At 41.7% G+C, this 26,602-nt stretch carries 22 protein-coding genes; 7 read left to right on the top strand and 15 right to left on the bottom strand.

The features are described 5' to 3' along the window. Positions 1-11 precede the first annotated feature (11 nt). Complete coding sequence (locus WFY05_RS17685) at positions 12-518, bottom strand: DUF4252 domain-containing protein (protein WP_340114244.1); 507 nt, start codon at positions 516-518, stop codon at positions 12-14. Between the two features lie 123 nt (positions 519-641). Further along, entirely contained in the window at positions 642-1,325 is a 684-nt protein-coding gene (locus tag WFY05_RS17680) for an RluA family pseudouridine synthase (RefSeq protein ID WP_340114243.1), read from the bottom strand. Positions 1,326-1,410: 85 nt separating this feature from the next. Here WFY05_RS17680 and WFY05_RS17675 point away from each other — a divergent pair, with 85 nt between their 5' ends. After that, positions 1,411-1,887, top strand: coding sequence for a methionine-R-sulfoxide reductase (locus WFY05_RS17675; protein WP_340114242.1), 477 nt, complete (start codon positions 1,411-1,413; stop codon positions 1,885-1,887). 33 nt (positions 1,888-1,920) lie between these two features. On the opposite strand, the gene WFY05_RS17670 is transcribed toward WFY05_RS17675, so the two are convergent. From WFY05_RS17670 to WFY05_RS17630, 9 genes are all read right to left on the bottom strand, one after another. Beyond that, positions 1,921-2,415 (bottom strand): hypothetical protein, encoded by a 495-nt coding sequence (locus tag WFY05_RS17670; RefSeq protein WP_340114241.1) that lies wholly within the window; start codon positions 2,413-2,415, stop codon positions 1,921-1,923. A gap of 17 nt (positions 2,416-2,432) precedes the next feature. Beyond that, positions 2,433-2,984 (bottom strand): PepSY-associated TM helix domain-containing protein, encoded by a 552-nt coding sequence (locus WFY05_RS17665; RefSeq protein WP_340114240.1) that lies wholly within the window; start codon positions 2,982-2,984, stop codon positions 2,433-2,435. A 296-nt stretch (positions 2,985-3,280) separates the two neighbouring features. Further along, positions 3,281-3,694 (bottom strand): DUF134 domain-containing protein, encoded by a 414-nt coding sequence (locus WFY05_RS17660; RefSeq protein WP_340114239.1) that lies wholly within the window; start codon positions 3,692-3,694, stop codon positions 3,281-3,283. A gap of 2 nt (positions 3,695-3,696) precedes the next feature. Further along, the gene (gene aroC, locus WFY05_RS17655; protein ID WP_340114238.1) at positions 3,697-4,770 is read right to left on the bottom strand and encodes a chorismate synthase; all 1,074 of its coding nucleotides are present in this window, start codon (positions 4,768-4,770) and stop codon (positions 3,697-3,699) included. Between the two features lie 75 nt (positions 4,771-4,845). Then, on the bottom strand, positions 4,846-5,427 hold the full coding sequence (locus tag WFY05_RS17650; RefSeq protein ID WP_340114237.1) for an FKBP-type peptidyl-prolyl cis-trans isomerase: 582 nt from the start codon (positions 5,425-5,427) through the stop codon (positions 4,846-4,848). Positions 5,428-5,520: 93 nt separating this feature from the next. Beyond that, a complete protein-coding gene (lgt, locus tag WFY05_RS17645; protein WP_340114236.1) occupies positions 5,521-6,339 on the bottom strand; it encodes a prolipoprotein diacylglyceryl transferase in 819 nt (272 codons plus the stop codon). 29 nt (positions 6,340-6,368) lie between these two features. Beyond that, positions 6,369-9,680 carry a preprotein translocase subunit SecA gene (gene secA / locus WFY05_RS17640; RefSeq protein WP_340114234.1) on the bottom strand — a complete coding sequence of 1,104 codons (3,312 nt, stop codon included), beginning with the start codon at positions 9,678-9,680 and terminating at the stop codon, positions 6,369-6,371. A gap of 423 nt (positions 9,681-10,103) precedes the next feature. Beyond that, complete coding sequence (gene lolA1 / locus WFY05_RS17635) at positions 10,104-10,754, bottom strand: outer membrane lipoprotein periplasmic chaperone LolA1 (RefSeq protein WP_340114233.1); 651 nt, start codon at positions 10,752-10,754, stop codon at positions 10,104-10,106. Positions 10,755-10,769: 15 nt separating this feature from the next. Next, positions 10,770-13,199 (bottom strand): FtsK/SpoIIIE family DNA translocase, encoded by a 2,430-nt coding sequence (locus WFY05_RS17630; protein ID WP_340114232.1) that lies wholly within the window; start codon positions 13,197-13,199, stop codon positions 10,770-10,772. Positions 13,200-13,512: 313 nt separating this feature from the next. On the opposite strand from WFY05_RS17630, the gene arcC reads away from it, so the two are divergent. The 5 genes from arcC (at position 13,513) to rimK (ending at position 18,493) form a co-directional block, all read left to right on the top strand. Further along, complete coding sequence (arcC, locus tag WFY05_RS17625) at positions 13,513-14,469, top strand: carbamate kinase (protein ID WP_340114231.1); 957 nt, start codon at positions 13,513-13,515, stop codon at positions 14,467-14,469. A 66-nt stretch (positions 14,470-14,535) separates the two neighbouring features. Beyond that, complete coding sequence (argF, locus tag WFY05_RS17620) at positions 14,536-15,534, top strand: ornithine carbamoyltransferase (RefSeq protein WP_340114230.1); 999 nt, start codon at positions 14,536-14,538, stop codon at positions 15,532-15,534. 258 nt (positions 15,535-15,792) lie between these two features. Further along, the gene (locus WFY05_RS17615; RefSeq protein WP_340114229.1) at positions 15,793-16,224 is read left to right on the top strand and encodes a hypothetical protein; all 432 of its coding nucleotides are present in this window, start codon (positions 15,793-15,795) and stop codon (positions 16,222-16,224) included. 30 nt (positions 16,225-16,254) lie between these two features. Beyond that, the gene (locus tag WFY05_RS17610) at positions 16,255-16,845 is read left to right on the top strand and encodes a c-type cytochrome (protein WP_340114228.1); all 591 of its coding nucleotides are present in this window, start codon (positions 16,255-16,257) and stop codon (positions 16,843-16,845) included. A 262-nt stretch (positions 16,846-17,107) separates the two neighbouring features. Further along, positions 17,108-18,493 (top strand): 30S ribosomal protein S6--L-glutamate ligase, encoded by a 1,386-nt coding sequence (rimK, locus tag WFY05_RS22325; RefSeq protein WP_340114227.1) that lies wholly within the window; start codon positions 17,108-17,110, stop codon positions 18,491-18,493. Positions 18,494-18,511: 18 nt separating this feature from the next. On the opposite strand, the gene WFY05_RS17600 is transcribed toward rimK, so the two are convergent. Beyond that, positions 18,512-20,737 (bottom strand): tetratricopeptide repeat protein, encoded by a 2,226-nt coding sequence (locus tag WFY05_RS17600; RefSeq protein WP_340114226.1) that lies wholly within the window; start codon positions 20,735-20,737, stop codon positions 18,512-18,514. A 298-nt stretch (positions 20,738-21,035) separates the two neighbouring features. On the opposite strand from WFY05_RS17600, the gene WFY05_RS17595 reads away from it, so the two are divergent. Then, on the top strand, positions 21,036-21,674 hold the full coding sequence (locus WFY05_RS17595) for a LysE family translocator (RefSeq protein WP_340114225.1): 639 nt from the start codon (positions 21,036-21,038) through the stop codon (positions 21,672-21,674). 12 nt (positions 21,675-21,686) lie between these two features. On the opposite strand, the gene WFY05_RS17590 is transcribed toward WFY05_RS17595, so the two are convergent. The 3 genes from WFY05_RS17590 to WFY05_RS17580 all read right to left on the bottom strand — a co-directional run bounded on the left by WFY05_RS17590 (position 21,687) and on the right by WFY05_RS17580 (position 26,530). Next, positions 21,687-22,490: an SDR family oxidoreductase gene (locus tag WFY05_RS17590; protein ID WP_340114224.1), complete on the bottom strand. Its 804-nt coding sequence runs from the start codon at positions 22,488-22,490 to the stop codon at positions 21,687-21,689. 122 nt (positions 22,491-22,612) lie between these two features. Continuing rightward, complete coding sequence (locus WFY05_RS17585) at positions 22,613-25,090, bottom strand: DUF748 domain-containing protein (protein WP_340114223.1); 2,478 nt, start codon at positions 25,088-25,090, stop codon at positions 22,613-22,615. Between the two features lie 180 nt (positions 25,091-25,270). Then, positions 25,271-26,530, bottom strand: a complete 1,260-nt coding sequence (locus tag WFY05_RS17580) for a competence/damage-inducible protein A (protein WP_340114222.1) — start codon at positions 26,528-26,530, stop codon at positions 25,271-25,273. Between the last annotated feature and the right edge of the window lie 72 nt (positions 26,531-26,602).

Here is a 26,602-nt window from a genome sequence, read left to right as displayed (position 1 = left end):
TTGAATTACGATCAAAAATTCAGACTTAAAAACCGGTCCGGATTGGTCAGGTCGATTTTATCATTCAGAATCTCCGGCCTGATTTCTCCTTTGATATAAACCATTGCATTATCATCGCCTCCTACCAAAATCAACATTTCCCTGATTACGCTTTCATCGTCCATGATTCCGAATATAGTCACGCTCTCATCTTCATCGCGAACAACCAGCAATTCTTCATATTCTTTTCTGTCATGAATTTGCTGATAAAATTCTTCATGAAGATCGATACGCCGGTTTAATTCGTCATCATCAACGGCAATCACTTTTACTTTATCAATACTTTCAAGCAATTCACGTTCGGTCTCATCCAGTTCGGTAAATCCTGCTGCGAGATGAATCAACCAGCCCGGAACGGAAACCGTAACAACGCCATCTTTAAAACGATATTTATTGTAAGCTTCAGAAACACCGGGTTCGTAACTGCAGGAAGTTAAAACCACAATTAAGACAACGAGGAGAAATGCATATTTTTTCATAACTCGAAAATTTGTTTTCATTATGACGCACCAGCGTACAATTCGTTACCTCAAATTTCTGAGTATTCTGAAAATGAATGCAATTTATTCGACAAATAGGCTCAATGAGCAGATGAAAGAGGACTACACTCCGTAATGATCCAATACTGTAGAAAATTCCAGCGGAAGTTCTGCTTCGAAAATAATCTGCTCTTTCGTAACCGGATGTTTAAATTCGAGAGAGCTCGCATGCAAAAATAAGCGTCGGACGCCAGTATCGGCGCTTACCAGTTTATTTAAGGTAAAATCACCGTGGTGTGTATCGCCTAATATATCGTGGTGGTGGTGTGCAAAATGCTGCCTGATCTGGTGCCAGCGACCGGTTTCAGGCATTACTTTTACCAGGCTCAGCTGAACTTCCTCCTTATCTTTATAGGAATGAGATGATGAAACAGTTTGTAAAGTTTCGAAACGAGTGATGGCTGGTTTTTTGAATTTCGATTTCTTTTTTACCACTACCTTTCTATCGAAAACACCACTGCCGGGATTTCCCTGAACAATTGCATGGTATGTTTTTGTGATTTCCTTGCGTTCGAATAACAAAGCCATTTCGTGTGCCACCTCAGAAGAAAATGCAAGCACAATTATACCCGACGTTTTTGAATCGAGCCGGTGAACATTGTAGATCCACTTTCCGGTCATGTCGCCAACCAACTTCGTTAAATAGGCCGCATCGTTGGGCATAAAATCGTTTTTATGCACAGGCAGATCAACCGGTTTGTTCACCGCAATCAAATGCTCATCCTGATATCGTATTTCAAGTTCCATAGTGCGTAAAGATCGCTAAAAATATTTGTGTTTCTTTCAACAAAAATGTATTAAACCAGACCACCGTCAAAAGTGTTTAAGTAGTATGAAAACAATATTTTTAGGCATACTGGTATTTTTTGCATTCAGTTTGAGTGCACAGAACGAACAGCAGCAAAAAACAAAGAAAGAAAAAGAAATGAATTATAAGCAACTTACCGAATTTGAACATTACGTAATTATAGAAAAAGGTACCGAACGTCCTTTTACAGGAAAATATTATGATTTTAAAGGGGAAGGTACTTATGTGTGTAAACAATGTAGGGCGCCGCTTTACCGCTCATCAGATAAATTCGATGCGCATTGTGGCTGGCCAAGTTTCGACGATGAAATTGAAGGTGCAGTGCTTAAATCGGTGGATGCCGATGGGCGTAGAACAGAAATTACCTGTGCCAATTGCGGAGGTCATCTCGGGCATGTCTTTTATGGCGAAGGATTTACCGATAAAGATACCCGGCACTGTGTAAATTCAGTTTCGATAGAATTTATACCAGCAGAAGACACAAAAAAAGGAGAACAATAATTTGTTCTCCCCCTCCTATCGTACTTGTGATATCTACAATTCTTTAACTGTAACTCCTTCGATAAAGAATACACGTTCGGCAGCCGCCTGGTTTTCAGCCAGAACTTTGTGTGCATCCTGTGTTTCAGCATCCTCTTCGTGTTCTGCCTCACCGTGTTCTGCACCCGGATTGTGAGCATCAGCATCGGTAAGTACTTCTTTTAGCACGCCGGTGATTTCCAATTCGCTACCCATTTGTTCCTGTGAAAATGCTCCAATTTTTTCACCCGCTTCAACCCGGATAGTAATATCTTCGTTACTTCCCATCAGAAAACAACGCTGTCCGCCTTGCTGACAAACATGCATGACTGTTCCTTTCACAGCAATTTCCTTCTCAGCCAGATCCGAAGCTTGTTCCAACACCTGATCGACGCTCATTACCACGACCTCTTTAGGTGTGTCTTCCGATTTTGTTTCCGACTTCTTGGCCTGTTGTCCACACGAAAACAGGAATACCATCAAGAAGCTTAATAATGCAATTTTTTTCATATCTAGAAATTTAAAGGTTAGATGAATAACAAAGCAAAAACCAAAGGTACAATAAAACCTGCAATCATCAACCACCAGCCCCAACGCATAAAGCTGCGTTTTCCTTTCAATAGAAAAATTCCGGTTATGGCCACTAGCAAAAGGATTACGGCCATAATATCGCTCACCCATTTCCAGGTGGTACCTAAAGTGGCTTTATGTAGTTTGTTCATTTCGAAGATCAGCGGCCGCGGTTCTAAATATCGAAAAACGCCTTCTCCTTTTACCGGATCGATCACTGCTTCTCCATTTTCGATAAAAACACGCACAAAACCTTCGTTACTGATGTAGTGTTTTTTGTAAGTTAGATCGTATTCAAGTTCATTAAAAATAGATCGTATTCTATTCTCATCGAAATCGACGGCATTCCCTTTTTGTACAATAAATTCAGCGGTATAAATTTTATAGTCGGGATTAAAGTCGTGCCTGTGGTTCAGGAATATTCCGGAAAGGGCGTAAACAATGGTCATTCCAACAATAAAATAACCAAAATCGCGGTGTAGTATTCGTAGCAATTTGCGGACCTTCATAACATTACTTTAGTTTAACGCACAAATATATATGATAAACTTTGTTGAGAAAATACTATTGGTTAATAAAAAAAATAAGACTTTCTTGTCTGAAATAAAATTAATGCAAGCCAGTTATAACAGGCATTTTGAAAGATACTTTGATTTTTGGAGGATTAAATATTTGTTAATGAAGGCTTTTTGACTTGACTTGAATACCGTTTTCGCCGTAAATTGCATTAATCCTAGTGTACTAGGGCTCTGGTTTTATCACAACTTAATTGGGTACCTCCGGCTATTGAGCCGGAGGTTTTCTTTTATTCAGAAAAGTAATCATTTAACGACATCACATCCTTCGAAGCACAAACCGGACAGGCTTCTACTTTTTCGTCATAATCGCTGAAACTGGCTTTGCATCCGTTGCATTTGTACCAGTTTTTATCGAAATAAATATCGCCACCTCTGAAAATGAGGTCTCTACCTTCAACAAAGGCGGTCGCCACTTTTTTTCGGGCTTCTTCGTAAATCCGGGTAAGCGTAGGACGTGAGACATCCATGTATACCGCAGCTTCTTCCTGAGTCAGGTGTTGATAGTCGAGCAACCTTATGGCTTCGTACTCCTCTAATAAAAGGATTACTTCATTCGATTTTCGGCCGCGTACGCCAAAAACTGACATCCCTTTAATTACCGGAGGAACCTGAATTCTTCTGTTTCTTTTTCTTCTGGGCATAATTATTTCGAGTTAATTTTATTTAATAGATAGTGATCGGCAAGTACCAGCGCGGCCATAGCCTCAACAATCGGTACTGCTCTTGGCAACACACACGGATCGTGCCTTCCTTTAGGATTTATGGTGACTTCTTTATTTTCCTTATCAACGGTTTGTTGTTCTTTTAACAAAGTAGCGATGGGTTTAAATGCGACTTTGAAATAAATATCTTCGCCATTTGAAATTCCACCCTGTATACCTCCCGAATTGTTGGTTTTTGTACGTACGCCTTTATCGGTATTGATAAATACATCGTTGTGTTCAGAACCACTTAATTTGGTTCCTGAAAATCCTGATCCGTATTCAAAACCTTTTACGGCATTAATTCCGAGCATGGCAAAACCAAGATCGGCATGAAGCTTATTGAATACGGGTTCGCCCCAACCTGCAGGTATTCCTTTTGCCACACCGGTAATAACACCACCTACAGTATCGTGGTCTTTTCCTGCTTTAACAATGCGTTCGATCATTAGCTCAGCGGTTTCAGGATCGGGGCAACGAACGATGGTATCTTCGGTTTTCGACAGGTCGAGTTCGAGGTACGATTTTTTCAGTTCGATTTCGCCAACCTGCGAAACAAAAGCCTGAATATCGACTCCAACCTGAGCCAGTAATTGTTTTGCAATAGCACCGGCTACTACCCTGGCAATGGTTTCGCGTGCCGAAGATCGGCCTCCTCCACGATGATCGCGGGTACCGTATTTTTGAATGTAGGTATAATCGGCGTGCGACGGACGATAAATATCTTTGAGGTTATTATAATCTTTCGAGTGCTGATCTTTGTTCCAGATAGCAAATGCGATTGGAGTTCCCTGTGTTTTTCCCTCGAAAATGCCCGAAAGAAATTCAACCTGATCAGCCTCTTTTCGTTGTGTGGTAATTTTCGATTGACCGGGCTTTCTCCGCGACAAGTCTTTCTGGATGAGATCTACATCAATTTTCAGTCCGGCGGGACAACCATCGATGATTCCACCAATGCCTCTGCCATGAGATTCACCAAATGATGTAAGCCTAAAAATATTTCCGAATGTATTCATAGAAGTGAAAAACCCTGTCTTCTTTTAAGAAAACAGGGTTAAAGATATTAAATTGAACTAATATTTAAAACTAAATTAGCATCCACAACCACAACTGCCGCCACTTTCGGTTCCACAAGAGCCGCTGCTACAGTTATCTTCGCCGCTTCCGCAGCCACATCCACCTCCGCCGCCGGAAAGTATCTGGGCCACTTCTTCATCAGATGCTTCACGCACTTCAATTACTTTACCGGAGAAGAAAAGATCTTCGCCTGCTAAAGGATGATTGAAGTCCATTTTTACAATTTCGTTTGTTACTTCAAGAACAAGACCATTCATACGCTGGCCATTACTACTCATCATAGGAACCATGTTTCCCACACTGATCATTTCGCTATCAAATTCTCCGTTCACCAGAAATACGCTTTTAGGCAATTCAACGATTGCATCGTTGTTTACCTCTCCGTATGCGTCGGCTTTCGGAAGTTTAATTTGAAAAGGATCCTCTTGTTTCAATCCGGCCAAATGCGTTTCGAATTTAGGCAGCATAACTCCTGCTCCGTAAAGAAATTGAAGCGGTTTATCTACTGTTGCCTGCTCGATCATCTCGCCTTTTTCGTCGTCGATACGCAAATCGTACGTCAACGTCACCATTTTATATTTTCCTATCTCTAACATAATCCTTGTTATTCGTATTTAAATTGCAAAATAAGTCATTTTCAAAGCTCCAACAAAACACCAAATGGTATTTTACCCAATATTAACAAATATTTAGTACCTGTTGTTGAATATTACCTCAGGCTTTTTTATTGCCCTGATAATTAAAAATATCCCTCCAAGGACAAACGGGATACTTAACCACTGCCCCATATTCAATGCCATACCGGCTTCAAACGCTTCTTGGTCTTCTTTAATAAATTCAATAAAAAACCTTGCAGTGAATATCAAAACAAAGAATGCTCCCAATATTAAACCGGGACGATTTTTTGAATTGGTTTTCCAGTATAAGTAGCTTAAAATACCAAAAGACAGCAGGTAGGAAAGTGCTTCGTAAATCTGTGTCGGGTGTTTTGGTACCGTCTCTCCGTTGTTTTCAAAAATAAATCCCCAGGGCAAACTGGTCTGAACTCCGTAAATCTCAGAGTTCATAAGGTTTCCGGTACGTATAAAAGCTGCCACCAAAGCTGTAGGCACGACCACCCTGTCGAGTGTCCAAAGCATGGTTCTTTTAGTTACCAGTTTTGAATGAATGTACAAGGCCACTAAAATACCAATGGCTCCTCCATGACTGGCCAAACCTCCGTGCCACACCTTTATGATCTCTCCCGGATTTTGCGAATAATAATCCCATCCGTAAAAAAATACGTGTCCAAGCCTTGCTCCCACCACTGTGGCTATAATCATGTAAAAGAAAAGGCTGTCAATCCACTTGGGATTTACTTTTTCTGATTTTAGCATGTACTCGCCAATGTAATATCCGATCAGAAAACCTGATGCGAACAAAAGTCCGTACCAGCGAACCGATAAAGAACCAATGTGGAAAATTTCGGGATCAACACTCCAGTGGATAAAATTCAGGATTGGTACCATTCTAATTTCGTTTAATTGGGCTTTTGTTATTATTTACCGTGACAGTGTTTGTACTTTTTACCGCTTCCACACGGACAGGGTTCATTTCTTCCCACTCTTTTCTCCACCGTAACCGGTTGCGGTTTCGAACGCTCCTGTGTTTGAGTATTCGCTCCTTCCATTGCATTTTCCGCACCCGGAACTTCTGATTTTTGAGTTTTGTAACGACTCATATCCGTTTTCCGACGGGTTTCTGCTTCGCGCACCTGATCAGGACTCTGAATCGGAATCTGACCTTTCATAAGTGTTGAAACCACCTGTTTATTTACTTTATCAATCAGTACTTTAAACAGGTTAAACGATTCGAATTTATAAATCAAGAGCGGATCTTTTTGCTCGTAGGTAGCGTTCTGTACCGATTGCTTCAGATCGTCCATTTCGCGCAACTGTTCTTTCCAGCCTTCGTCGATAGTATTCAATACGATCTGTTTCTGATACGATTTTACCAGCTCTTTTCCCTGGTTGTCGTAGGCTTTTTCGAGGTTACAGATGATCTGGAACATGCGTTTACCATCGGTAATCGGCACCACAATATTTTTATAAACCTCTTTCTTCGTTTCGTATACATTTTTGATCACCGGATATGCCTGCTTGGCAATAGTGTCCACTTTTCGGTTATAACCGTTGATCATCTTCTCGTAAATGCGCTCGGAGATTTCAGTTGGATTAAGCTTCTTAAATTCTTCCACATCAACCGGTGAATCGATGGACAGCAATCGCATCAGTTCCATGTTGAAGTCTTCGAACTGATCGGAACCATGATACTGGTTGACAAGTTCCTCCACTGAATCGTACATCATGTTCAGTATGTCCACTTCAAGGCGTTCGCCATACAATGCATGACGACGTTTTTTATAGACTACTTCACGCTGTGAGTTCATCACATCGTCATATTCAAGCAGTCGCTTACGAATTCCAAAGTTATTTTCTTCCACTTTCTTCTGAGCCCGCTCGATGGATTTCGAGATCATGGAATGCTGGATCACTTCGCCTTCTTCAAGTCCAAGGCGGTCCATCACACCTGAAATACGATCGGAACCGAACAGACGCATCAAGTCGTCCTCAAGCGAAACATAAAACTGTGAAGATCCCGGATCTCCCTGACGTCCGGCACGACCACGTAACTGGCGGTCGACACGACGAGAATCATGACGCTCTGTACCGATAATCGCCAAACCACCGGCCTCTTTTACTTGCGGAGTCAACTTGATATCGGTACCACGACCTGCCATGTTGGTAGCAATTGTTACCGTTCCCGATTGACCGGCTTCGGCAACAATTTCGGCCTCACGGGCGTGTAATTTAGCATTCAGTACATTGTGCTTAATTCCTTTTATTTTTAACATGCGACTTAACAATTCCGATATCTCAACCGAAGTTGTACCAACCAAAATCGGTCGGCCGGCATTGTGCAGGTTCACAATTTCATCGATAACCGCATTGTACTTTTCACGTTTGGTTTTGAATACCAGATCCTGACGATCGTCACGTACAATTGGTTTATTGGTCGGAATCACCACAACTTCAAGTTCATAGATGTCCCAGAACTCACCGGCTTCGGTTTCTGCAGTACCTGTCATACCCGCCAGTTTGTGGTACATCCTGAAATAGTTTTGAAGCGTAATGGTAGCGAAAGTCTGTGTTGCCGCCTCTACCTTCACCTGTTCTTTGGCTTCAATCGCCTGGTGCAATCCATCGGAATAACGGCGGCCCTCCATAATACGGCCGGTTTGTTCATCCACAATTTTCACCTTGTTGTCGATAACTACATATTCCACATCTTTCTCGAACATGGTGTAGGCTTTAAACAACTGGTTAATGGTATGAACGCGCTCCGATTTAACCGCATAATCCTGCAACAATTTATCTTTTTCTTCCTGAAGTTTGTCAGGACTCAGTTCGGAGTTATCCAACTCGGCCATTTTGCTTCCCATATCGGGCAAAACGAAGAATTCGGAATCTTCCATTCCCTGCGAAATCAAATCGATTCCCTTATCGGTCAACTCTACTGAATTTTGTTTTTCATCGATAATAAAGTACAGTGGATCAGTAACAATGTGCATATTTTTACTGTTCTCCTGCATGTAAAAATTCTCTGTTTTTTGCAGAATAGCTTTCCTTCCCTCCTCGCTCAGGAATTTAATGATCGATTTATTTTTTGGCAAACCTTTGTGTGCACGCAGCAGCAACAATCCACCTTCCTTTTTCTCTTCGGCGGTAGCATCGGGTTTGTTCAGCAACTTTTTCGCATCGGTAAAAATTTTATTTACCAGGTCGCGCTGAGTTTTGTACAAACGCTCAACATAGCTCTTCAATTCTTCAAACTGCTGATTTTCGCCTTTAGGAACCGGCCCTGAAATGATCAGGGGAGTCCGTGCATCGTCAACCAGCACCGAGTCGACCTCATCGACAATTGCATACTGATGTTTACGTTGAACAAGGTCCTCAGGGTTGATGGCCATATTGTCGCGCAGGTAATCGAAACCAAACTCGTTATTTGTTCCGTAAGTTACCGACGCATTGTAGGCTTTTCTACGTGCCTCGGAGTTAGGTTGATGCTTGTCGATGCAATCAACCGAAAGTCCATGAAACTCAAAGATCGGTCCCATCCATTCGGCATCACGTTTGGCAAGGTAGTCGTTCACTGTAACCACATGCACTCCCTTTCCGGTAAGTGCGTTCAGGAAAACAGGCAGTGTGGCCACCAATGTTTTACCTTCCCCTGTGGCCATCTCGGCAATGTTTCCTCGATGCAATACAACACCACCAATCAGCTGCACGTCGTAATGGATCATGTTCCAGGTTACCGGAGATCCTCCGGCCAGCCAGGTGTTGCTCCACAATGCTTTGTCGCCTTTTATATTAATGCTGTCGCGTGAAGCTGCAAGGTTTTTATCAAAATCGTTGGCGGTAACTTCAACCTGTTCGTTTTCGGCAAAACGACGAGCGGTTTCTTTAACCACCGAAAAGGCAACAGGAAGAATCTCATTCAGAACTTCTTCCAGTTTATCATCGATCTGCTCTTCAAGCTTATCAATGCGTTCGTATATTTTTTCAGTATCCTGAATCTCAACTTCTTCGGCTTCTTTTTTGAGTGCCGCTATTTCGTCTTCTTCCGACTTAACACGTTCAGCAATAATCTGCCTTAACTTATCAGATTCAACCCTAAGTTCGTCGTTCGAAAGTTGCTCTATTCTTTTATATTCTTCCTTTATTTTCTCAATAACTGGAGAAATTTCCTTTATATCTCTTTCCGATTTATCTCCGAGGATCTTCCCCAGAATTTTGGTTACAAATGCCATTTTATTTCAAATTGAACGTTAAAATCAAGCACCGCAAATTTAATCAAATGTGCAGGCTAAAAAAACTATTGTTTCACTATTGTATCACAGCTGTATAATAAATGTGCCAAACACTAAATAATCACTTTTTCAGACAAATCGACCGCAAAAAACGCGGGATACTGCCAAATGTTGTCATTTCCCGCATCGTCAATATTTTCTTATTTTTGCACCAAACATATTCGAATGGGAAGCATTAATACAACTTGCTTTGTTTGTAAAAAGAAAGTCACACCGGAAACCTCCGAGTTAAATCCGATTATTAATCTGCCAGTTTGTAATGATTGCAAAGGTAGTGAACAGGAAAAAAAAGAAGAACAGGAAGTTCTGAATAGTCTTGCCGACGGGTTTGTCTGCGGCTGCATTTAAATCAGGCTTATCTGCCTACCTAAAGTCAATCACTTCCAAATCGCCGTATTTACTTTCGTCGAATACAAAATCCGAGTCTGAAAATACTTTGTTTGGCTCCATCTTTTTCACCACAATGCTGTACAGATTTTCGTCGGTTGCATACAGCGTAGCCGAACTCAACATCAAAGTTGCTTTATCGATAGCGACCTCAATTTTAGTCACCTGGTATTCCTCCTCGTCCGGGAACAAGTTAATTTTGTAAAGGGTTTTATTGCCTTCCTGAGTTTCGGCAACAAACTGCGAACGAAATCCACGTTCGTAAATGCTGAATATCGATGATGGATCCATCAGTTCATTTTCCGAATCTTCCAGGCTGCTTATCGTTACCTGGTTACCGTCTTTCATGTATGTCCATATGGTCTGACCATCCGAAAATACTTCTATACCTGAACCAGGAAGTTTCACTACATATTTTTGTCCTTTTACTATTATGGTTCCTTCATCTTTTTCATGAATATCCATTTCATCGTTATCCATAGCAAAAACAAAATCAGCCGACATACTTTTAAACGTCTTGGTCTTTGCGCTCACCTCCTCTAAAATCTGCGTGGCTTTTGCGTCGCTTTGTGCCCACGTTAAATTTGCAGCAAGTACCACTGCAATCACAATAAAAATCTTTCTCATTATTTATTCTCCTGGCTATAAATCATTCAATAATTGTTCCAAACTGTATTCATCGGAAATCAGCACCTGACGTGCTTTGCTGCCTTCACTCGGCCCAACAATACCAGCTGCTTCCAGCTGATCCATTAATCTTCCGGCGCGGTTGTAACCGATTGAAAAGCGTCGTTGTATCATCGAAGTCGATCCCATCTGGTTTGCAACGACAACACGGGCTGCGTCATCAAACAACTCATCTCGGTTTTTCAGGTCCACTTCACCCGGACCAGGTTCTTCATCACCCACATATTCCGGCAACAGGAATGCTGTTGGATATCCCCGTTGTTCAGAAATAAACGAGCAGATACGTTCTACTTCAGGCGTATCAACAAAAGCACATTGCACACGCGTTATATCGCTGCCCGATGCAATCAACATATCTCCTTTACCAATTAGCTGGTTTGCGCCGGGTGTATCAAGAATGGTGCGCGAATCGATCATCGAAGCCACCTTAAAGGCTATCCTCGCCGGGAAGTTCGCTTTGATAACGCCGGTAATAATATTGGTAGACGGGCGCTGTGTGGCTATAATCATATGAATACCAACAGCACGCGCCAACTGAGCTATTCGGGCAATCGGGAGTTCAATTTCTTTACCTGCCGTCATTATCAAGTCGGCAAACTCGTCGATGATCACCACGATGTAAGGCATATATTTGTGTCCTTTCTCCGGATTCAGTTTTCGGCTTATAAATTTCTTGTTGTATTCTTTTACATTTCTGGCGTGCGCAGCTTTCAGCAAATCGTAGCGGGTATCCATTTCAACATTCACCGAATTCAACGTATTTTTTACTTTCTGAATATCAGTGATCACCGGTTCTTCGGCATCGGGCAATTTAGCCAGGTAATGTTTCTCGATCACCGAATATATGTTAAGTTCCACTTTTTTCGGATCGATAAAAACAAACTTGAGTTGCGCCGGGTGCTTTTTATAAAGCAACGAAGTAATGATTACGTTCACCCCAACTGATTTACCCTGCCCTGTTGCACCGGCTACCAGAATGTGAGGCATTTTTACCAGGTCGAACATATAGGTTTCGTTCGAAATAGTCTTTCCAAGTGCGACCGGCAATTCAGCAGTACTCTCCTGAAATTTCTTCGAGCGAATGATCGAATGCATTGAAACCACCTCGGGATTTTGGTTCGGCACTTCAATACCGATGGTTCCCCGTCCAGGAATAGGCGCAATAATACGAATTCCAAGCGCCGCCAAACTCAATGCGATATCGTCCTCCAGGTTTTTGATCTTCGAAATGCGAACACCGGGTGCAGGCACGATTTCGTACAAAGTAATGGTTGGCCCGATGGTTGCCCTGATCTTTGTGATCTCTATTTTATAATGGCGAAGGGTCTCTACAATTTTATTTTTATTGGCCACAAGCTCTTCCTGCTTCACTTCGGCATTACCAAACTTATGGTCTTCCAGCAATTCAAGTGTTGGAAATTTAAACGATGACAGGTCGAGTGTTGGATCGTAATCCTCTAGTTCCTGTGGATTAATGGTTTCCGCTTCCTCCTCTTCCTTTCGTTCCACATCCAGATTCAGTTCGTCGGTTTCTTCTTCCTTTTTATTCTTAACCTCTACTTCTTCGGCCTCTTCCGCTTCAGGCTCTTCGTTTATTTCGGCTTCGAAATCATCATCACCGTCCGACTCAAAAATAGCCCTAACAACATCGTCTTCATCAACAACTTTGGTTATGTCATCCTCTCCCAGTTGCTCATCCTCTTCCAATTCTTCTTCAAACGGTTTAAGATCATCCTTTTCCTCCTGCACATCAACACTATTTTTTTGTCCGGGGCGAACCAGTTTGTTCAGAAAGGCAAAAGCTTTTTCGAAGCGAATAATAATGATCAAAACACCGGTAATAAGCAGTAAAAGCGATAATCCCACCAAACCGATGAGCGAGCGCATCCAGTTGCTGAGCATAAAACCGTAATGCCCGCCGAGATAAATAAACGACTCGGAGGATGTTTTATTGAACGCTAATCCAAAGGCCAGCGACAACCAAATGATGGTAACCAGGCTGTACACCATGCTTTGGCGGTAACGGTTAATATTTCGTCCCAGAACTTTTAGTCCCGTGAGTGCCAACATGTAAATAAATATGAAAGAAGCCAGTCCGAAACCACCATTAATGATTTTTTCCGACAACAGAGCTCCCACTTTCATGCCGTTGTTCTTCACATTAATATCGGAATTAAACAAAAACTCCCTCCAGGGAATATCCATAATACTCTGGTCTTCTGCGCCATAAAACAGAAAAGAAACAAATGAAATCAGTAAATATGCTGAAATACCCAGCAACAAAATCCCAAAAATGAAGCGGAACTTTTCATTTTTAAATATTGAACTCCGCTTTTTTTTCGCTTTCGATTTGGTTTTAGCCGGCTTTTTTCGTCTAAATGCCATTGAACTGTTTTTATATTGGCGCAAATTTAGTTAAAAAATGTCAGCTTGTTCGGTGTGTTCCCAACAGAGATTTAAAAGCTATTAAGAATAATGTGTTAACAAAAATGCCCCGCTCACTTTAAAACTGAAAGCGCACAAAATAACTGTTATTCAAACCATAATCCCGCTTCGTTTTTAGCTGTTATAGAATAGTATTTTATGCACGAAAACAAGATTTTTTACAGGATTTTCTCAGTACATATATTTTAGATTTACATCGAACAGTTGTGAATTGTGAAACTTCTGATTTTTTACGGATTTAATATTAAGGCGTATGAAGGAAAAATTAGCGGTTGTAGCGCTGGGTGGCAATGCCTTACTGCGAGGTTCGGAAGAAGGAACCATAGAGCAACAGGAGAAAAATGCCACTGCAACCATTGAAAACCTGGTACATCTGATAAAGGACGGTTATAATCTTGTCATCACACACGGTAATGGTCCGCAAGTGGGCAACATTTTAATGCGCAATGATGCCGGCGAACAATTGTACAATATTGCTCCAATGCCACTCGATATTTGTGTGGCCGATTCACAGGGAGGAATTGGCTATATGATCGAACGCATGATGCGCAATGTGCTCAACAAGTACAAAATCGATAAAAATGTGATAACGCTGGTGACACTGGTTGAGGTACATCAACACGATCCCGCTTTTCAGAATCCTTCGAAACGAATCGGTAAAATTTATATGAAAGAAGAAGCCGAAAAGATTGCACGCGAAAAAGGTTGGGAGTTTAAACCTACAAGTAAAGTGCCGGGTGCCTATCGACGCGTTGTTCCTTCGCCTGTTCCTATCGAGATCATCAACAAAGATTTAATCGAAAAGCTGGTGCGGGCCGGAAACATTGTAATTGCAACAGGTGGTGGCGGAATTCCGGTGTATTACGACGAAAACAACGACATAAGAACCGTGGATGCGGTTATCGATAAAGACATGGCTTCGAGTCTGCTGGCTGTAAATATTAAAGCAGATGAACTTTACATTTTAACCGACGTACCTTTTATTTTTAAAGACTATGGCCTGCCAACACAGGAAAAACTGGAGTTTTTAAATTATACCGACACGATAAAACACCTCGAAAATGGTACTTTTGCAGAAGGCACCATGGAACCAAAAATTAAAGCTTGCCTGAATTTTATAGAACGAGGCGGAAAAAAGAGTGTGATTACTGAGGCGACAAAACTCGAAGATCATTCTTTCGGTTCAAAAATCACCATGGAATATGATTAAGACAATATGTAGGTACAAAGTATCGACGCCAGAAATTAAAACTGAAATCCATAAAAGACGAATAAAATGATCAATCTTAAAAACCGCAATTTTTTGAAGTTACTTGATTTTACTCCCGACGAAATCAGGTATTTACTTGATCTGTCTGAAAAACTAAAAAGTGATAAATACCTCGGCAGCGAGCAAAGGAACCTGACCGGGAAAAACATTGCCCTGATCTTTGAAAAATCGTCGACACGAACACGCTGTGCTTTCGAGGTGGCGGCTTATGACCAGGGAGCCAACGTTACTTATCTCGGTCCTTCAGGATCGCAGATCGGACAAAAAGAATCGATGAAAGATACAGCACGTGTTCTTGCCGGAATGTACGATGGCATTGAATATCGTGGCTTTGGGCAGTACATTGTGGAAGAACTGGGCAAATTTTCAAAAGTCCCGGTTTGGAACGGTTTGACCAATGAATTTCACCCCACACAAATTCTGGCCGATTTCCTGACCATGAAAGAACACTGTCACAAACCGCTATCAGAAATTAAATTTTGTTACCTCGGCGATGCCCGTAACAACATGGGAAATTCGCTGATGGTAGGTGCAGCCAAACTCGGAATGGATTTTCGCGCTGCAGCTCCGCCAGCCTGTCAGCCATCGGAAGAATTGCAGAAGCAGTGCCGCGAAATAGCAATGGAAACAGGTGCCAAAATTTTGGTTACCGATAATGTAGCTGAAGCCGTCAAGGATTGCGATTTCCTTTACACCGATGTTTGGGTATCGATGGGCGAATCCGATGAAGTTTGGGCCGAACGAATCGAGCAGCTACTTCCCTATCAAGTCAATAAAAAAACGATGGAATTAACTGGTAATTCAAATGTAAAATTTCTGCATTGTCTGCCGGCTTTCCACAACAGGGAAACTAAAATTGGTGAAGAAATCTTCCGGAAATTTGGCATTGAAGCCATGGAAGTTACCGAAGAAGTTTTTGAAAGCGCTGCCTCGGTGGTATTCGAACAGGCCGAAAATCGCATGCATACTATTAAAGCTGTGATGGTTGCAACTCTTGCAGGTTAAAACCGATTCCATTAGTAAAGAGGTTGTATCAAAAATCAGGATGTCAAAACCGGGTTTTTTAATGCGGCCTTTACTTTCATATTTTCCACCAAGCTCTTTTTCTGAAAATGACAAAATCAAATCATCTATTTTGAATTAGTCTAAATTAATCGTAACTTTTTTAAGTATTTCCCCCAACTTTCATAACCACAAATCATCCGACTGAACGAATTAGTTAAATATGAAGGCTTTACAATACATTAACTAAAAAGTAAGTTTATGAAAAAATGGAATTTATTATTTGTTCTGGGGTTTTTCATTGTAACCTCAGTGAAGGCGCAGGATGAAATAAAACCTGTAAAATTTGAAAATGTTGAGTGGTACCAAGTTGTTCTTATTGATTTTGAGCAGGGAAAAGTCGGAGAAGTTCAGGAGATTATCAAAAAGTTTGAAGCAGCGGGAGTTGAAGCCGGAACTCCGGGGCCCGAATTGTACTGGATGTCGACAGGTGAATATGACGCAATGGCCATTTGGAAATTGGTTGGCGGTCCATCCGACCTGGAATGGAAAATCACACCCGACGATGTAAAATGGTGGGACGTTTTTGTAGAACAGCAGGGTTCGGAAGAAGCGGCCCAAAAACTTCAGGATCAGTTTGCTGATTATATCGAGAAATCGACAAGCTATTTGAGCAGAAAAGCAAACAACTAATTCATTTAAATAATTCAAAATTTTCACAAAATGAAAAAATTTACATTTCTATTTGTGTTTGGCGTCCTCGCATTAGCACTTCTAAATTCTTCATGCACCAACAATTCATCCACAAAAGATAAAGGTGCAGAAAAAGTGCTTTCGGAAGCCGAATTAGTTAAGCACGGTGAATACCTGGTAAAAAGTATGGGATGCCATGATTGCCACTCCCCCAAGACAATGGGACCAAACGGACCTGAGATAATTCCTGAATTGATGTTGTCGGGATTTCAGGCTAATTATCCTCCTATGGTTACCGATACTTCACTAACCAACAAAGGTTATGGAATATTTAATCCCGATCTCACCGCTGCTGCCGGTCCATGGGGAGTTTCTTACGCAGCCAATCTCACACCCGATGTTACCGGAATTGGTACCTGGACTGAAGAACAATTTAAACGTGCGCTTACCGAAGGAAAATTTAAAGGTATTGAAGGTAGCCGCATGTTGTTACCTCCTATGCCATGGTTTAACTTTACCGAGTTGAAGGACGAAGATGTGAAAGCCATTTTCCTTTACCTGAAAAGTATACCACCGATTAGAAATGTGGTACCCGCCCCGGTCGCACCAGAAAATATGTAATTTTCTTATAGCTAAACTAACCAGAGTATTAGGATGTCAGAAACTGGCATCCTTTTTTTTGTTTATTGAGTTAAAAAGAAGAAAATAATGACACGGTCATTATGATATTGTACAGGAACAAAAGTATCGGTTAATCGGTCATTTTAACTTAATTGAAAATTTATTCTGAAAATGGATTATTTCCTGTTTAAATATTTACTTTGCCGCCGCAAATTTTAGAAATTTGGTTGGAAATGTGTTTCCATTTTCTTATCAAGAGAACATGAGTGTGAATAAGATAGTAGTTGGAAGTGAAGAATGGTGCTCACTTCCCGATTTAAAAATAAAAGCCATAAAAGTGCGTGTTGACTCCGGAGCCAAAACTTCAGCCTTGCATGCCGTAAATATCACTCCGTTTAAAAAGGACGGTAACCAGTGGGTACGATACGATGTACATCCCTTGCAGGACGACGGAAAAACAACCATTCACTGCGAATCGCCCGTAATCGATAAACGTAAAGTAAAAAGTTCGAGTGGATTGGTTGAGGTACGCTATGTTATAAAAACGTCGCTTAGTATGGCCACTTCAACCTGGGATATTGAAATTACTCTCGCCAACCGCGATTCAATGGGCTACCGCATGCTATTGGGGCGCCAGGCCATGTCGGGAAAGATTTTAGTCGATCCCGAAGCTTCATTTAAACTGGGTGAAGTATCGGCGAGTATGCTCGAAAATTTTTACAAAGTTCACATTATCAAACCATCCGGTTTGAAGATCGGTCTGCTGGCCAGCAATCCCGAATTGTACAGCAACAAAAGGATTTTGGAAGCCGGAGAGGAACGCGGTCATGATATGGAATTCCTGAATATTAAAGACTGCTATATTAAACTCGATGCACGTACACCGGAAATGCACTATCGTGGTGGCCGCATACTCGACGATTTTGACGCCATCATTCCGCGTATTCGGCCCAGCATGACTTTCTACGGAAGTGCACTTACCCAGCATTTCGAAGCGATGGGCGTTTATGCCTTAAACTCTGCTACTGCCATTCGTCAGTCACGCGACAAACTGTACGCACTGCAATTGCTTATTAATAATGGATTGCCCATTCCCACAACCGGTTTTGCAAAATCGCCACTCGACACTAACGATCTGATAAAAATGGTTGGAGGCGCCCCGCTAATTGTAAAGCTATTAGAAGGAACGCAGGGTAAAGGCGTAGTGTTAGCCGAAACCAAAAAGGCGGCTGAAAGTTTGATTAACGCATTTAAGAGTTTGCAAGCCAACATTCTGGTTCAGGAGTTTATAAAAGAAGCCGACGGGAAAGACATCCGGTGCTTTGTAGTAAACGGGAAAGTGGTTGAAAGCATCATGCGAACTGCGGCACCGGGGGAGTTCCGGGCCAACATTCATATGGGTGGTACAGCTCAGTTAATTAAAGTTACGCCCGAAGAAAGAAAGATTGCGATTTTGGCTGCAAAAACCATGAACCTGAAAGTGGCCGGTGTTGACATTATTCGTGGCCATAACGGTCCACTGCTGCTCGAAGTGAATTCTTCGCCGGGTCTCGAAGGAATTGAAGGCGCTTCAAATAAAGACATAGCAGGTAAAATGATCGAAGCCATTGAAAAAGAACTAAAACAAGGAAAGCGGATACGAAAATAATACTACCGCTGCCCTCTCCTATTCTTCCACAAAATACCGAAGCTGATCGAGCATAATCGGTACATCCTCGCGATCGATGCCCTGGGTGATCAAATGTGACAGGTCTTCCTCAAACAATTCAAAAAACTCCTGCTCGGTAAATTCGGTTTGTGTAATCGACTTTTTATAAAAATCCAACGCATTTTTTCGGTTTCCTATGCTCCATTGCACATGTCCCATATTCATCAGGTCGTGCTTGTTGGGCTCATCGTCAACAAGCTTTTGAAAATAGTTCTCAGCCTGTTTCTTTTTCCCCACCAAGAAGGAGCACCAACCAATCGGGCGCCACACCTTTTTATTTCCGGGTGCCAGGTATTCCACTTTAAAATACGATTTCAGCGCCTCTTCATATTCTCCTAATTCAAGTAGGCAGTGACCGATATTCAGCTGGATGTTTAAATTCTCCTCGTCAAGAGTTTCAGCTTCGCGGTAATACTCAAGCGCTTTTTGAGGCTGCTTCAGATTACGGTAACACAAGGCAATTTTATTCAGGTTCCATTTTCGATTCAGTTCATACAATTCGGCCTTTTTATAAGCTTCCAGTGCCGTTTCAAAATCGTTAAGTTGCTGGTGGCAATAACCCAATTTCTGGTATAGTTCCCCGCTCTTTTCAATGTTCCTCAGCAGGTAATCGAAAACTTCGGCAGCCTCCTGGTAATAGTTTTTCGAGAAATAATACTCGGCAATATTTCGCAAAATGGAGTCATCTTCCTTTAAAATCTCACCCAGCGTTATTTTATTATGAAAGTCGAATCGCCACGAAAAGATATCTTCGAATCCGCCTTTACGCGGATGGAGTTTATAAAACCGATACAGATCCTGAATAAATTGATTCGATATGAATCCTGCTTTTTTGCCCGGTTCGGTCAATTCTTCATCTTCCTGCAATTCTTTGAACTGATCCATCTCAGCTTTCATTCCTTCCGCCATAAATTCGCGGTTTTCGGCCGGTAAATTATTTAAACTGAAACAAAACGAGTACTTATCGGAATTACACAAAACGGGGGCCATATCAATAACTTTAATGAAGCGGGAATTTACATCATCTTTCAGGTCGAGCGTTCTGCTAATCGCCGGATTCGATGCAAAGAAGGGCATAAACCAATTGCTGAATTCATTAAAGAACGGGAACATTTTTAACATCGAGAACGAACTCATAAACACATCGGCACCTTCCATCTGCATTTCCGAGAATTCTTCCATCTTGTTCATCAGCCCCGGTGCATCTTTAAAAATCTTCTCCCACTCTGGATTTTCATCTTCTCCTAAACTGTCATCCATCAAACTATCAAGATTGATCTTATCCTTCAGATTTGGACTTATTTTGATCATTTCAGGAATGATCTCATCCGTAATCTTTTTCTGGATCTTTTCAGTTTCTTTACTTTGGATAAACTGAATAATAACGGTTTCAAGGTTCCGCTTAAATTCAGGATCTTCATTGAGTAATGCTAAACGCCCTGGAATCTCGGGATAATACTCGATGCGATCGTCGTACTTGTAAAATGCCACCAAAAGTGCGACCAAAGCCCGCTGGCTGATCTCAGGAAATTCATTCTTGTATGCATCAAAAAGCAAGGCAAATTTCGTCACATCGAAATAGCGAATCAAACTCAGCATTAAAGCCGACGTAATAAACGATTTATAAGGCACAGCGATTAAATTACTCTGATAAAAGCCGGCTATAAAATCACTTTCTTCAGCATTCAACTTGTTCGATAACCAAATGTGGTTGAATAAGTTCACTATCTTCTGCTGCAGTTCTGAAGCTCCTTCCGCTCGCTTATGGCGCTCCACCTCCACTTCTTCGAGCAAAGAATTCAGGTCATCCTCAAACTCATAATGCTCCAAATCGGATAAATACGCCGAAAGATCGATCTGATCTTTTTGCATTCTCATCTTTTCGTATTCCAGCGAAGACGAAAACTTTTTACGGGAACCGTCATAGACCTGGTCCAGCAGATTAAAAGCTGAAACAATGAGCGAGCGGTAAACTTTTTGCCGTTCCGGATCGCGTATGCCTTCAACAGTATATTTTAACATGTAGCTGTAAGTCTGTTCAAGGTTTCGCCATTCATCCAGAAACAAAGGCTGCTCACTTTCTTTAATCAGAATTTCGAGGTGATCGAATGCCGGTTTTAAGCGCCGTTCGGTAAGATGTTTACTAATTGTTGTGTATTGTATATTTTGTTCCTTTTCGGTCATATTATCAAATTTAAGTCACTCCCTATAGAAACTCAAAAAACAATCCAAAAAAGATTTTTCGGTGATAAAGCTGCCATTCGAACCGAAAGGCTGACAATATTACCCCATTATTAGTGATTAAGAGATGGAAGGATTGAAAAATGAAGATTGTATTTGTGAATCCTTAAAAGATTTAGAAACACATTGAGCTAGGATCCGGAATCCAGAATCCAATATCTGGTATCCGGCTGCCAAACTAATAGCCGTATTTTAATATTTGCTTCGTTTGCAAAACGACTGAATAAATTATATTTGCAGCATGTTTTTACAGTATTGGGCAATAGGCATTCTCATTGGTATTTTGGCCATTCTTCCCTTAGGACCGTTAGGAATCCTGGTGATTCAACGCACCCTGAATCATAACCGAAAGACCGGATTTTACTCGGCGATTGGTGTAGTTTTATCCGATACCATTTACGCTTCGCTTACCGGTTTTGGCATGGCCCTGATTTTAGGGATAATCAGGCAGCACGAGTTGTGGTTCAAACTGGCCGGGGCAGTAATACTAATCGTCCTCGGAATCGTAATCTTTCTTTCGCATCCCGAACGTCAATCGGCAAAAAAACTTAACAATACCGGTTCACCGGCAAAATACCTGGGCAGCACATTTATGGTGGCTCTTTCAAATCCATATATCATGTTCTGGCATCTGGCCATATTTTCTGGTTTTGGCATCGCCTTAACCATTCAAAAACCAATAATGGCAGGTTTTATATTATTCGGATTTATTACCGGAGAAATGTTGTGGTGGTTCTTTGTAACTTGGATAATGGACAAGCTGAGAAACCGTTTCAGCATTAAATTCTTACTGTGGTTCAACCGACTGGCAGGTGCAGGAATTGTGGTATTTGTGATCGTATTTCTGGCGCACACGATTTTCAATGAGGTTACTGCCTGATTATTTTCACTATTATTTTAACGGGGAGTCGGGTTCGTTTTTAAACACCTGGTAAAGCACCTGATCGATGAGCCAGGCCCAGAGTTTGGCAATCAGCACCACGAATTTTCCGTCCCAAAAAGAAATGATCATTTTCCGGCGTCGGTTTTTTATGGCCCGGTACATGATACTCGCACAACGTTCGGCCGACATCATTTTATTCTCGTTACGTGGTGTCTCACCCTGCTGGCTGCCATCTTTGGTGAGTGCTGTTTTTCGAATTTCGGAAGCTGTAAAACCGGGTGCAGCAACTAAAACATGCAATCCAGAATGCAGGTATTCAATACGCACTGTATCCAGAAAACCACGAACGGCAAACTTAGAACCGGAGTATCCGGTTCGTCCGGGAAGCCCGATATATCCACCGGTCGAGATCACACCAACGATCGATCCTTTTTCTTTCAGAATGTGTGGCAACGCGAATTTGGTGCAGTACACAGTTCCCCAGTAGTTCACATCCATCAACTGATGAAGAACGCTGACTTCAACATCTTCGAGCGATGCCCGCATAGAAATACCGGCATTATTGATCAGAATATTGATTTTTCCGAATCTATCGATGGCTTTATCGATGAGATTTTTGCAATCCGTTTCTTTGGTAACATCAGTTTTAACAGCCAGGACCTCAACCTTGTCTAACTTCTTTTGAAGTGCTTCCAGACGATCAAGTCGACGAGCTCCAAGAACAAGGTCAAAACCTTCGGCTGCATATTTTTCTGCTAAAGCTTTACCTATTCCTGACGAAGCTCCTGTTATTACCACTACTTGTCTTTGCATAAATCCTGAAAACTGATGGGTGCTGCTTGTTTAATCAGTTCGAAAAATACGCATTTTTATTTTTGTAGCACTCAGAAAAAATATATTGTTGAGCAATAAGTCCCGGCAGAATCTGGAAACTTCTATTTTTCAAACAGTTTTAGAATTCCTTTTCCCAATTTATCAAGCGAATTTTTCACATCGTCTTTTGTAGCATCGGCAACTGCTTTTGTAGTCACCGAAAGATCGGGTTTCACCTGCGGATCGCCAACCGGACCACTGATGTTTACCCGGGCAGGTAATATTTTTATTTTCTCGTTTCCGGGAATCACGCCCAGCACTTTTTGAATATCGGGGCCAAACGCATCGCGCTGCACCAGGAAATCCAGTTTCATGTCAATCAGACTCTCCGTGTTCAAACGTCCTTCAACGGTAGTCTCCTGCCCGATAACTTTGGTTGTAAATGGTTTCAGAAGCAGGTTTCCATTCTCTATATTAATGTGGGCCATAAAATCATCCACTTTAATGTCGCGAAGTTTTTCTTTTTTCAGTATCCCGCTCAATTGATTAAATACCGGTGAATTCATGATCTCGAGGTTACTGGTACTGAATGTTCCTTTGCCGTTTATCGACGAAGCAATCAATCCAAGCTGCGGATTTAACCTTCCCTTTATACCAAGATCGGAACTGATTTTACCACTTGAATTACCCGTCATCGGCATCATCTTCTGAATTCCCGCCAGGGTATTGTAGATGGTAGGGATATCTATTTTACTAATGTCGAAACCAAAGTCGAAAATCGGTTGATTATTTGACGTATTCTGGTAAGAGCCATTCATTTTCAATTGCCCCTGCAACATGTCCATATCCAGATTTTCGAGGGTGAGTTTTTCGTTGGCAGCCACGATTAATCCATTAATATCACGAATGGTAATTCGGTTAATAAGTGCTGTTTTTATGTTCGATCTCAGCCTGAAATTAATACGCGGTGGTACACTGAAAGCAAGTACCTCTTCATCCGTTTTTTCCGGTGTTTTGTCATCGCTCACCTGCAATCGCAGCAGTTCGTTCAGATTGGCATGTTGCGAGTTCAGTTGTAAATTGCCGTTCAGGGTTCCTTCGCTAAATAAATACGACAAATAATCGCTGACGGCTCCTGACAAATTAAAATCGCTCGCCCCAATCAACATCTGAAATTTGCTGAGGTTGATCTGTTTGGGCGTAAAATTCATCTGCCCCTGCGGAACTTGAATTTCTTTTGTAAGTCCGGCCGACTGATAGACGAAATCGTTAAGCAATACGGCACCATCTGTCTGTATCTTTTCATAAGCTTCTTTCTCAATCGCCGAATAACGCCCTTTGGCCATAATGTTGGCATCGATAATCCCCGACATGTTCACACTGTCGAGTGGCAGTGCATTTTTTAAATGTGTCAGGTTGATTTTCCCAACAAATGCAGCATCAAAATACGGGTCGCTGACCGGTTGTGTCAATTTAATAATTAAGTCCACCGGGTTGTTCCTGATTTCGGCATGAGTGTCATCCACCTTAATTTCAGTCAGATCGAGATCGCCCTGCGGTTTTACGATATTTACTTTCGCCCGAATATTCTTTATTTCTTCAGGCATTTCGGCATATTGAAAGTTACCTTTATCAATACTTGCATTCAGATTGAAGGCAGGGTAACTGTCTTGAAAGTAGAAACCTTTTACAATGCCGTTGATAGTAGCCGAACCACTGGTTGTTATTTCTTTCAGGTAGGATTCGTAAACCGGTGGAACAAGTGCCAGAAAATTCTCGAAATCGGAGGAATTGGTTTGAATGCCCAAATCGAATTGAATGGAATCGTTTGGCATGCTTATATTTCCAGTAAGTTGTAGCGGCAGTCGATTGATCAGCAGTTCATTTTCACCGATGGTAAAGGTCATCGTTTCGAAATTTACATTGAGCAAGGTTGTGGTACTTAATTTGGTTTTCGATATGTAATTTACGTCATCGTAACTCAGCGATAATTCATTTATTCCACCTTTGGTTTTAAGTTGCGTCGATGCCCCAAACATTTCTCCCGAAACATCGAAATCAATATCATCAAGCGTGAGTTTCATATTCGTCATTTGGTCGTCGTAAACCATCGAAACGTTTCTGATTTCAATTTTATCGAGCTGCAAGTGAAAATCATCTTCTTCTGCGCTGTCCGGTTTATTGTTTTCCTTCGTTTTTGATTTAGGTTTTTCAATGTCCCAGTTTACTTCTCCGTTTTCGGCCACCAGTAAATTCACACGGGCATTGTCCACCACAATTTCCTCAATCGCCATGTTCGATGGGTGCAATACTGATTTTAAAGTTGTACTTGTTCGCAGGCTTCTCAACTGAACCAAAGTATCGTTTTCAAATGTTCCTTTTCCGCTGATGACAACACCTTCGAGTTGCAGGCTCACCTTTGGAAAACTTCTGAAAAGCGACAATTTCAGATCTGCTACTTCTACCTGTGCATTTAGTTGCTTGTTAAGTGTGTTGCGGGCATAATCGAGCATATTTTGTTTAAAAAATACAGGAATGGCTACCACCGCAGCTATTAGAATTACTACTATTATCAGAACAATTGTTATTACTCTTTTCATGGAAAAATGTTTGTTTCAAAAATACAATATAGAAACGCAAAAGTAGGTAGGAAGTTGTTAAAAGCTATTAAATATAGCTATGAGCGTCGGGTTATGAAAAGTGAAACAGATTCCTCGGTCGTGCCTCTTTATTGATGACAGAAGAATTATTGAAACTTCGGCGCCATCTCCCCTTCAGAACTATAGTTTATCAAAAAAGTCTTCCAGTACCATTCTCCGCAACATTTGCAGCGCAGTCTGGCTAGAACGCACAATGTTTCTTGTACGATGATCACCTACAAAAACATATCTTTTGGCAAAAGTTTTATTTGGTCCCGATATTGCAATCCACACTATACCAACGGGCTTTTCTTCAGTGCCTCCGGTCGGTCCGGCGATTCCTGTAGTAGCAATGGCATAATCGGCATTCAAAACGCTTTTTATACCATTCACCATTTCAAGCGCCACCTGCTCGCTTACTGCACCAAAGTTTTCAAGCGATTCTTCACTCACCCCCAGAACATTCTTTTTTGCTTCATTTGAATACGATGTTACACCTCCCTGGTAGTATTCCGAACAACCGGCGACTTCCGTTACCAAGTGTGAAATATAACCACCGGTGCAACTCTCGGCAACAGCCATGGTTTTACCTTTTTCAACCAGCATTCTCCCAATTACTTCGGCTAATGTTTCTGTATTGAAACCAAAAACGCTTTCGGGAATGATTTTTAGCAGTTTGACAATTTCACGTTCCACTTCTTCTTTAAGTGTTTCCACATCTTTTCCCATGGCCGACAAGCGTAATCTCACAGCCATTGGATTGGGCAAATAAGCCAGCTTAATGTGTTTTGGCAATGCATCTTCCCAACCGGCAATTCGCTCCGCTAACATCGATTCGGGCAGGCCTTGTGTCAAAACCGTTTTGTGGTAAATGGCTTTTGTTTTACAGGTTTCGCGCAAACGAGGCAAGAGTTCGTGCTCAACCAGGTATTTCATTTCGAAAGGTACGCCCGGCATCGATACAAAGATGGTGTCGTTCTTTTCGAACAACATTCCGGGAGCTGTCCCCAGTTTGTTGTGCAATATTGTACAAGAAGCTGGAATCAGCGCCTGATCTCGGTTGAGTTTGTTCATATCAATGTCCCGTAACCTGAAACGCTTGATGATGTGATCGAGAGTTGGCTGATGAAATTCCAGTTCCGTATCAAAATAGTCACAAAGCGCATGCTTGGTAATGTCATCTTTGGTAGGTCCCAAACCACCAGTAATCACTACCAGATCGGCGTTTTTCTCTGCATTTCTCATCGCCTCCAAAATATGATCGTGATCGTCGTGCACCGAAGTGATCTGGTAAATCTCGATTCCATTCATGTTGAATTGTTCACCAATCCAGGCCGAATTGGTATCCACGATCTGCCCGATTAATATTTCATCGCCAATGGTGATAATCTCTGCTTTCATACTGAAATGTTAGAAGTCCGAAGAATGAAGTCGGAAGTATATTTGGACGCTAAAATTAATATTATCGCGGAA

Source organism: Maribellus mangrovi, from assembly GCF_037646455.1.
Lineage (GTDB): Bacteria > Bacteroidota > Bacteroidia > Bacteroidales > Prolixibacteraceae > Draconibacterium > Draconibacterium mangrovi_A.
This window is presented reverse-complemented; position numbering and strand designations above follow the sequence as displayed.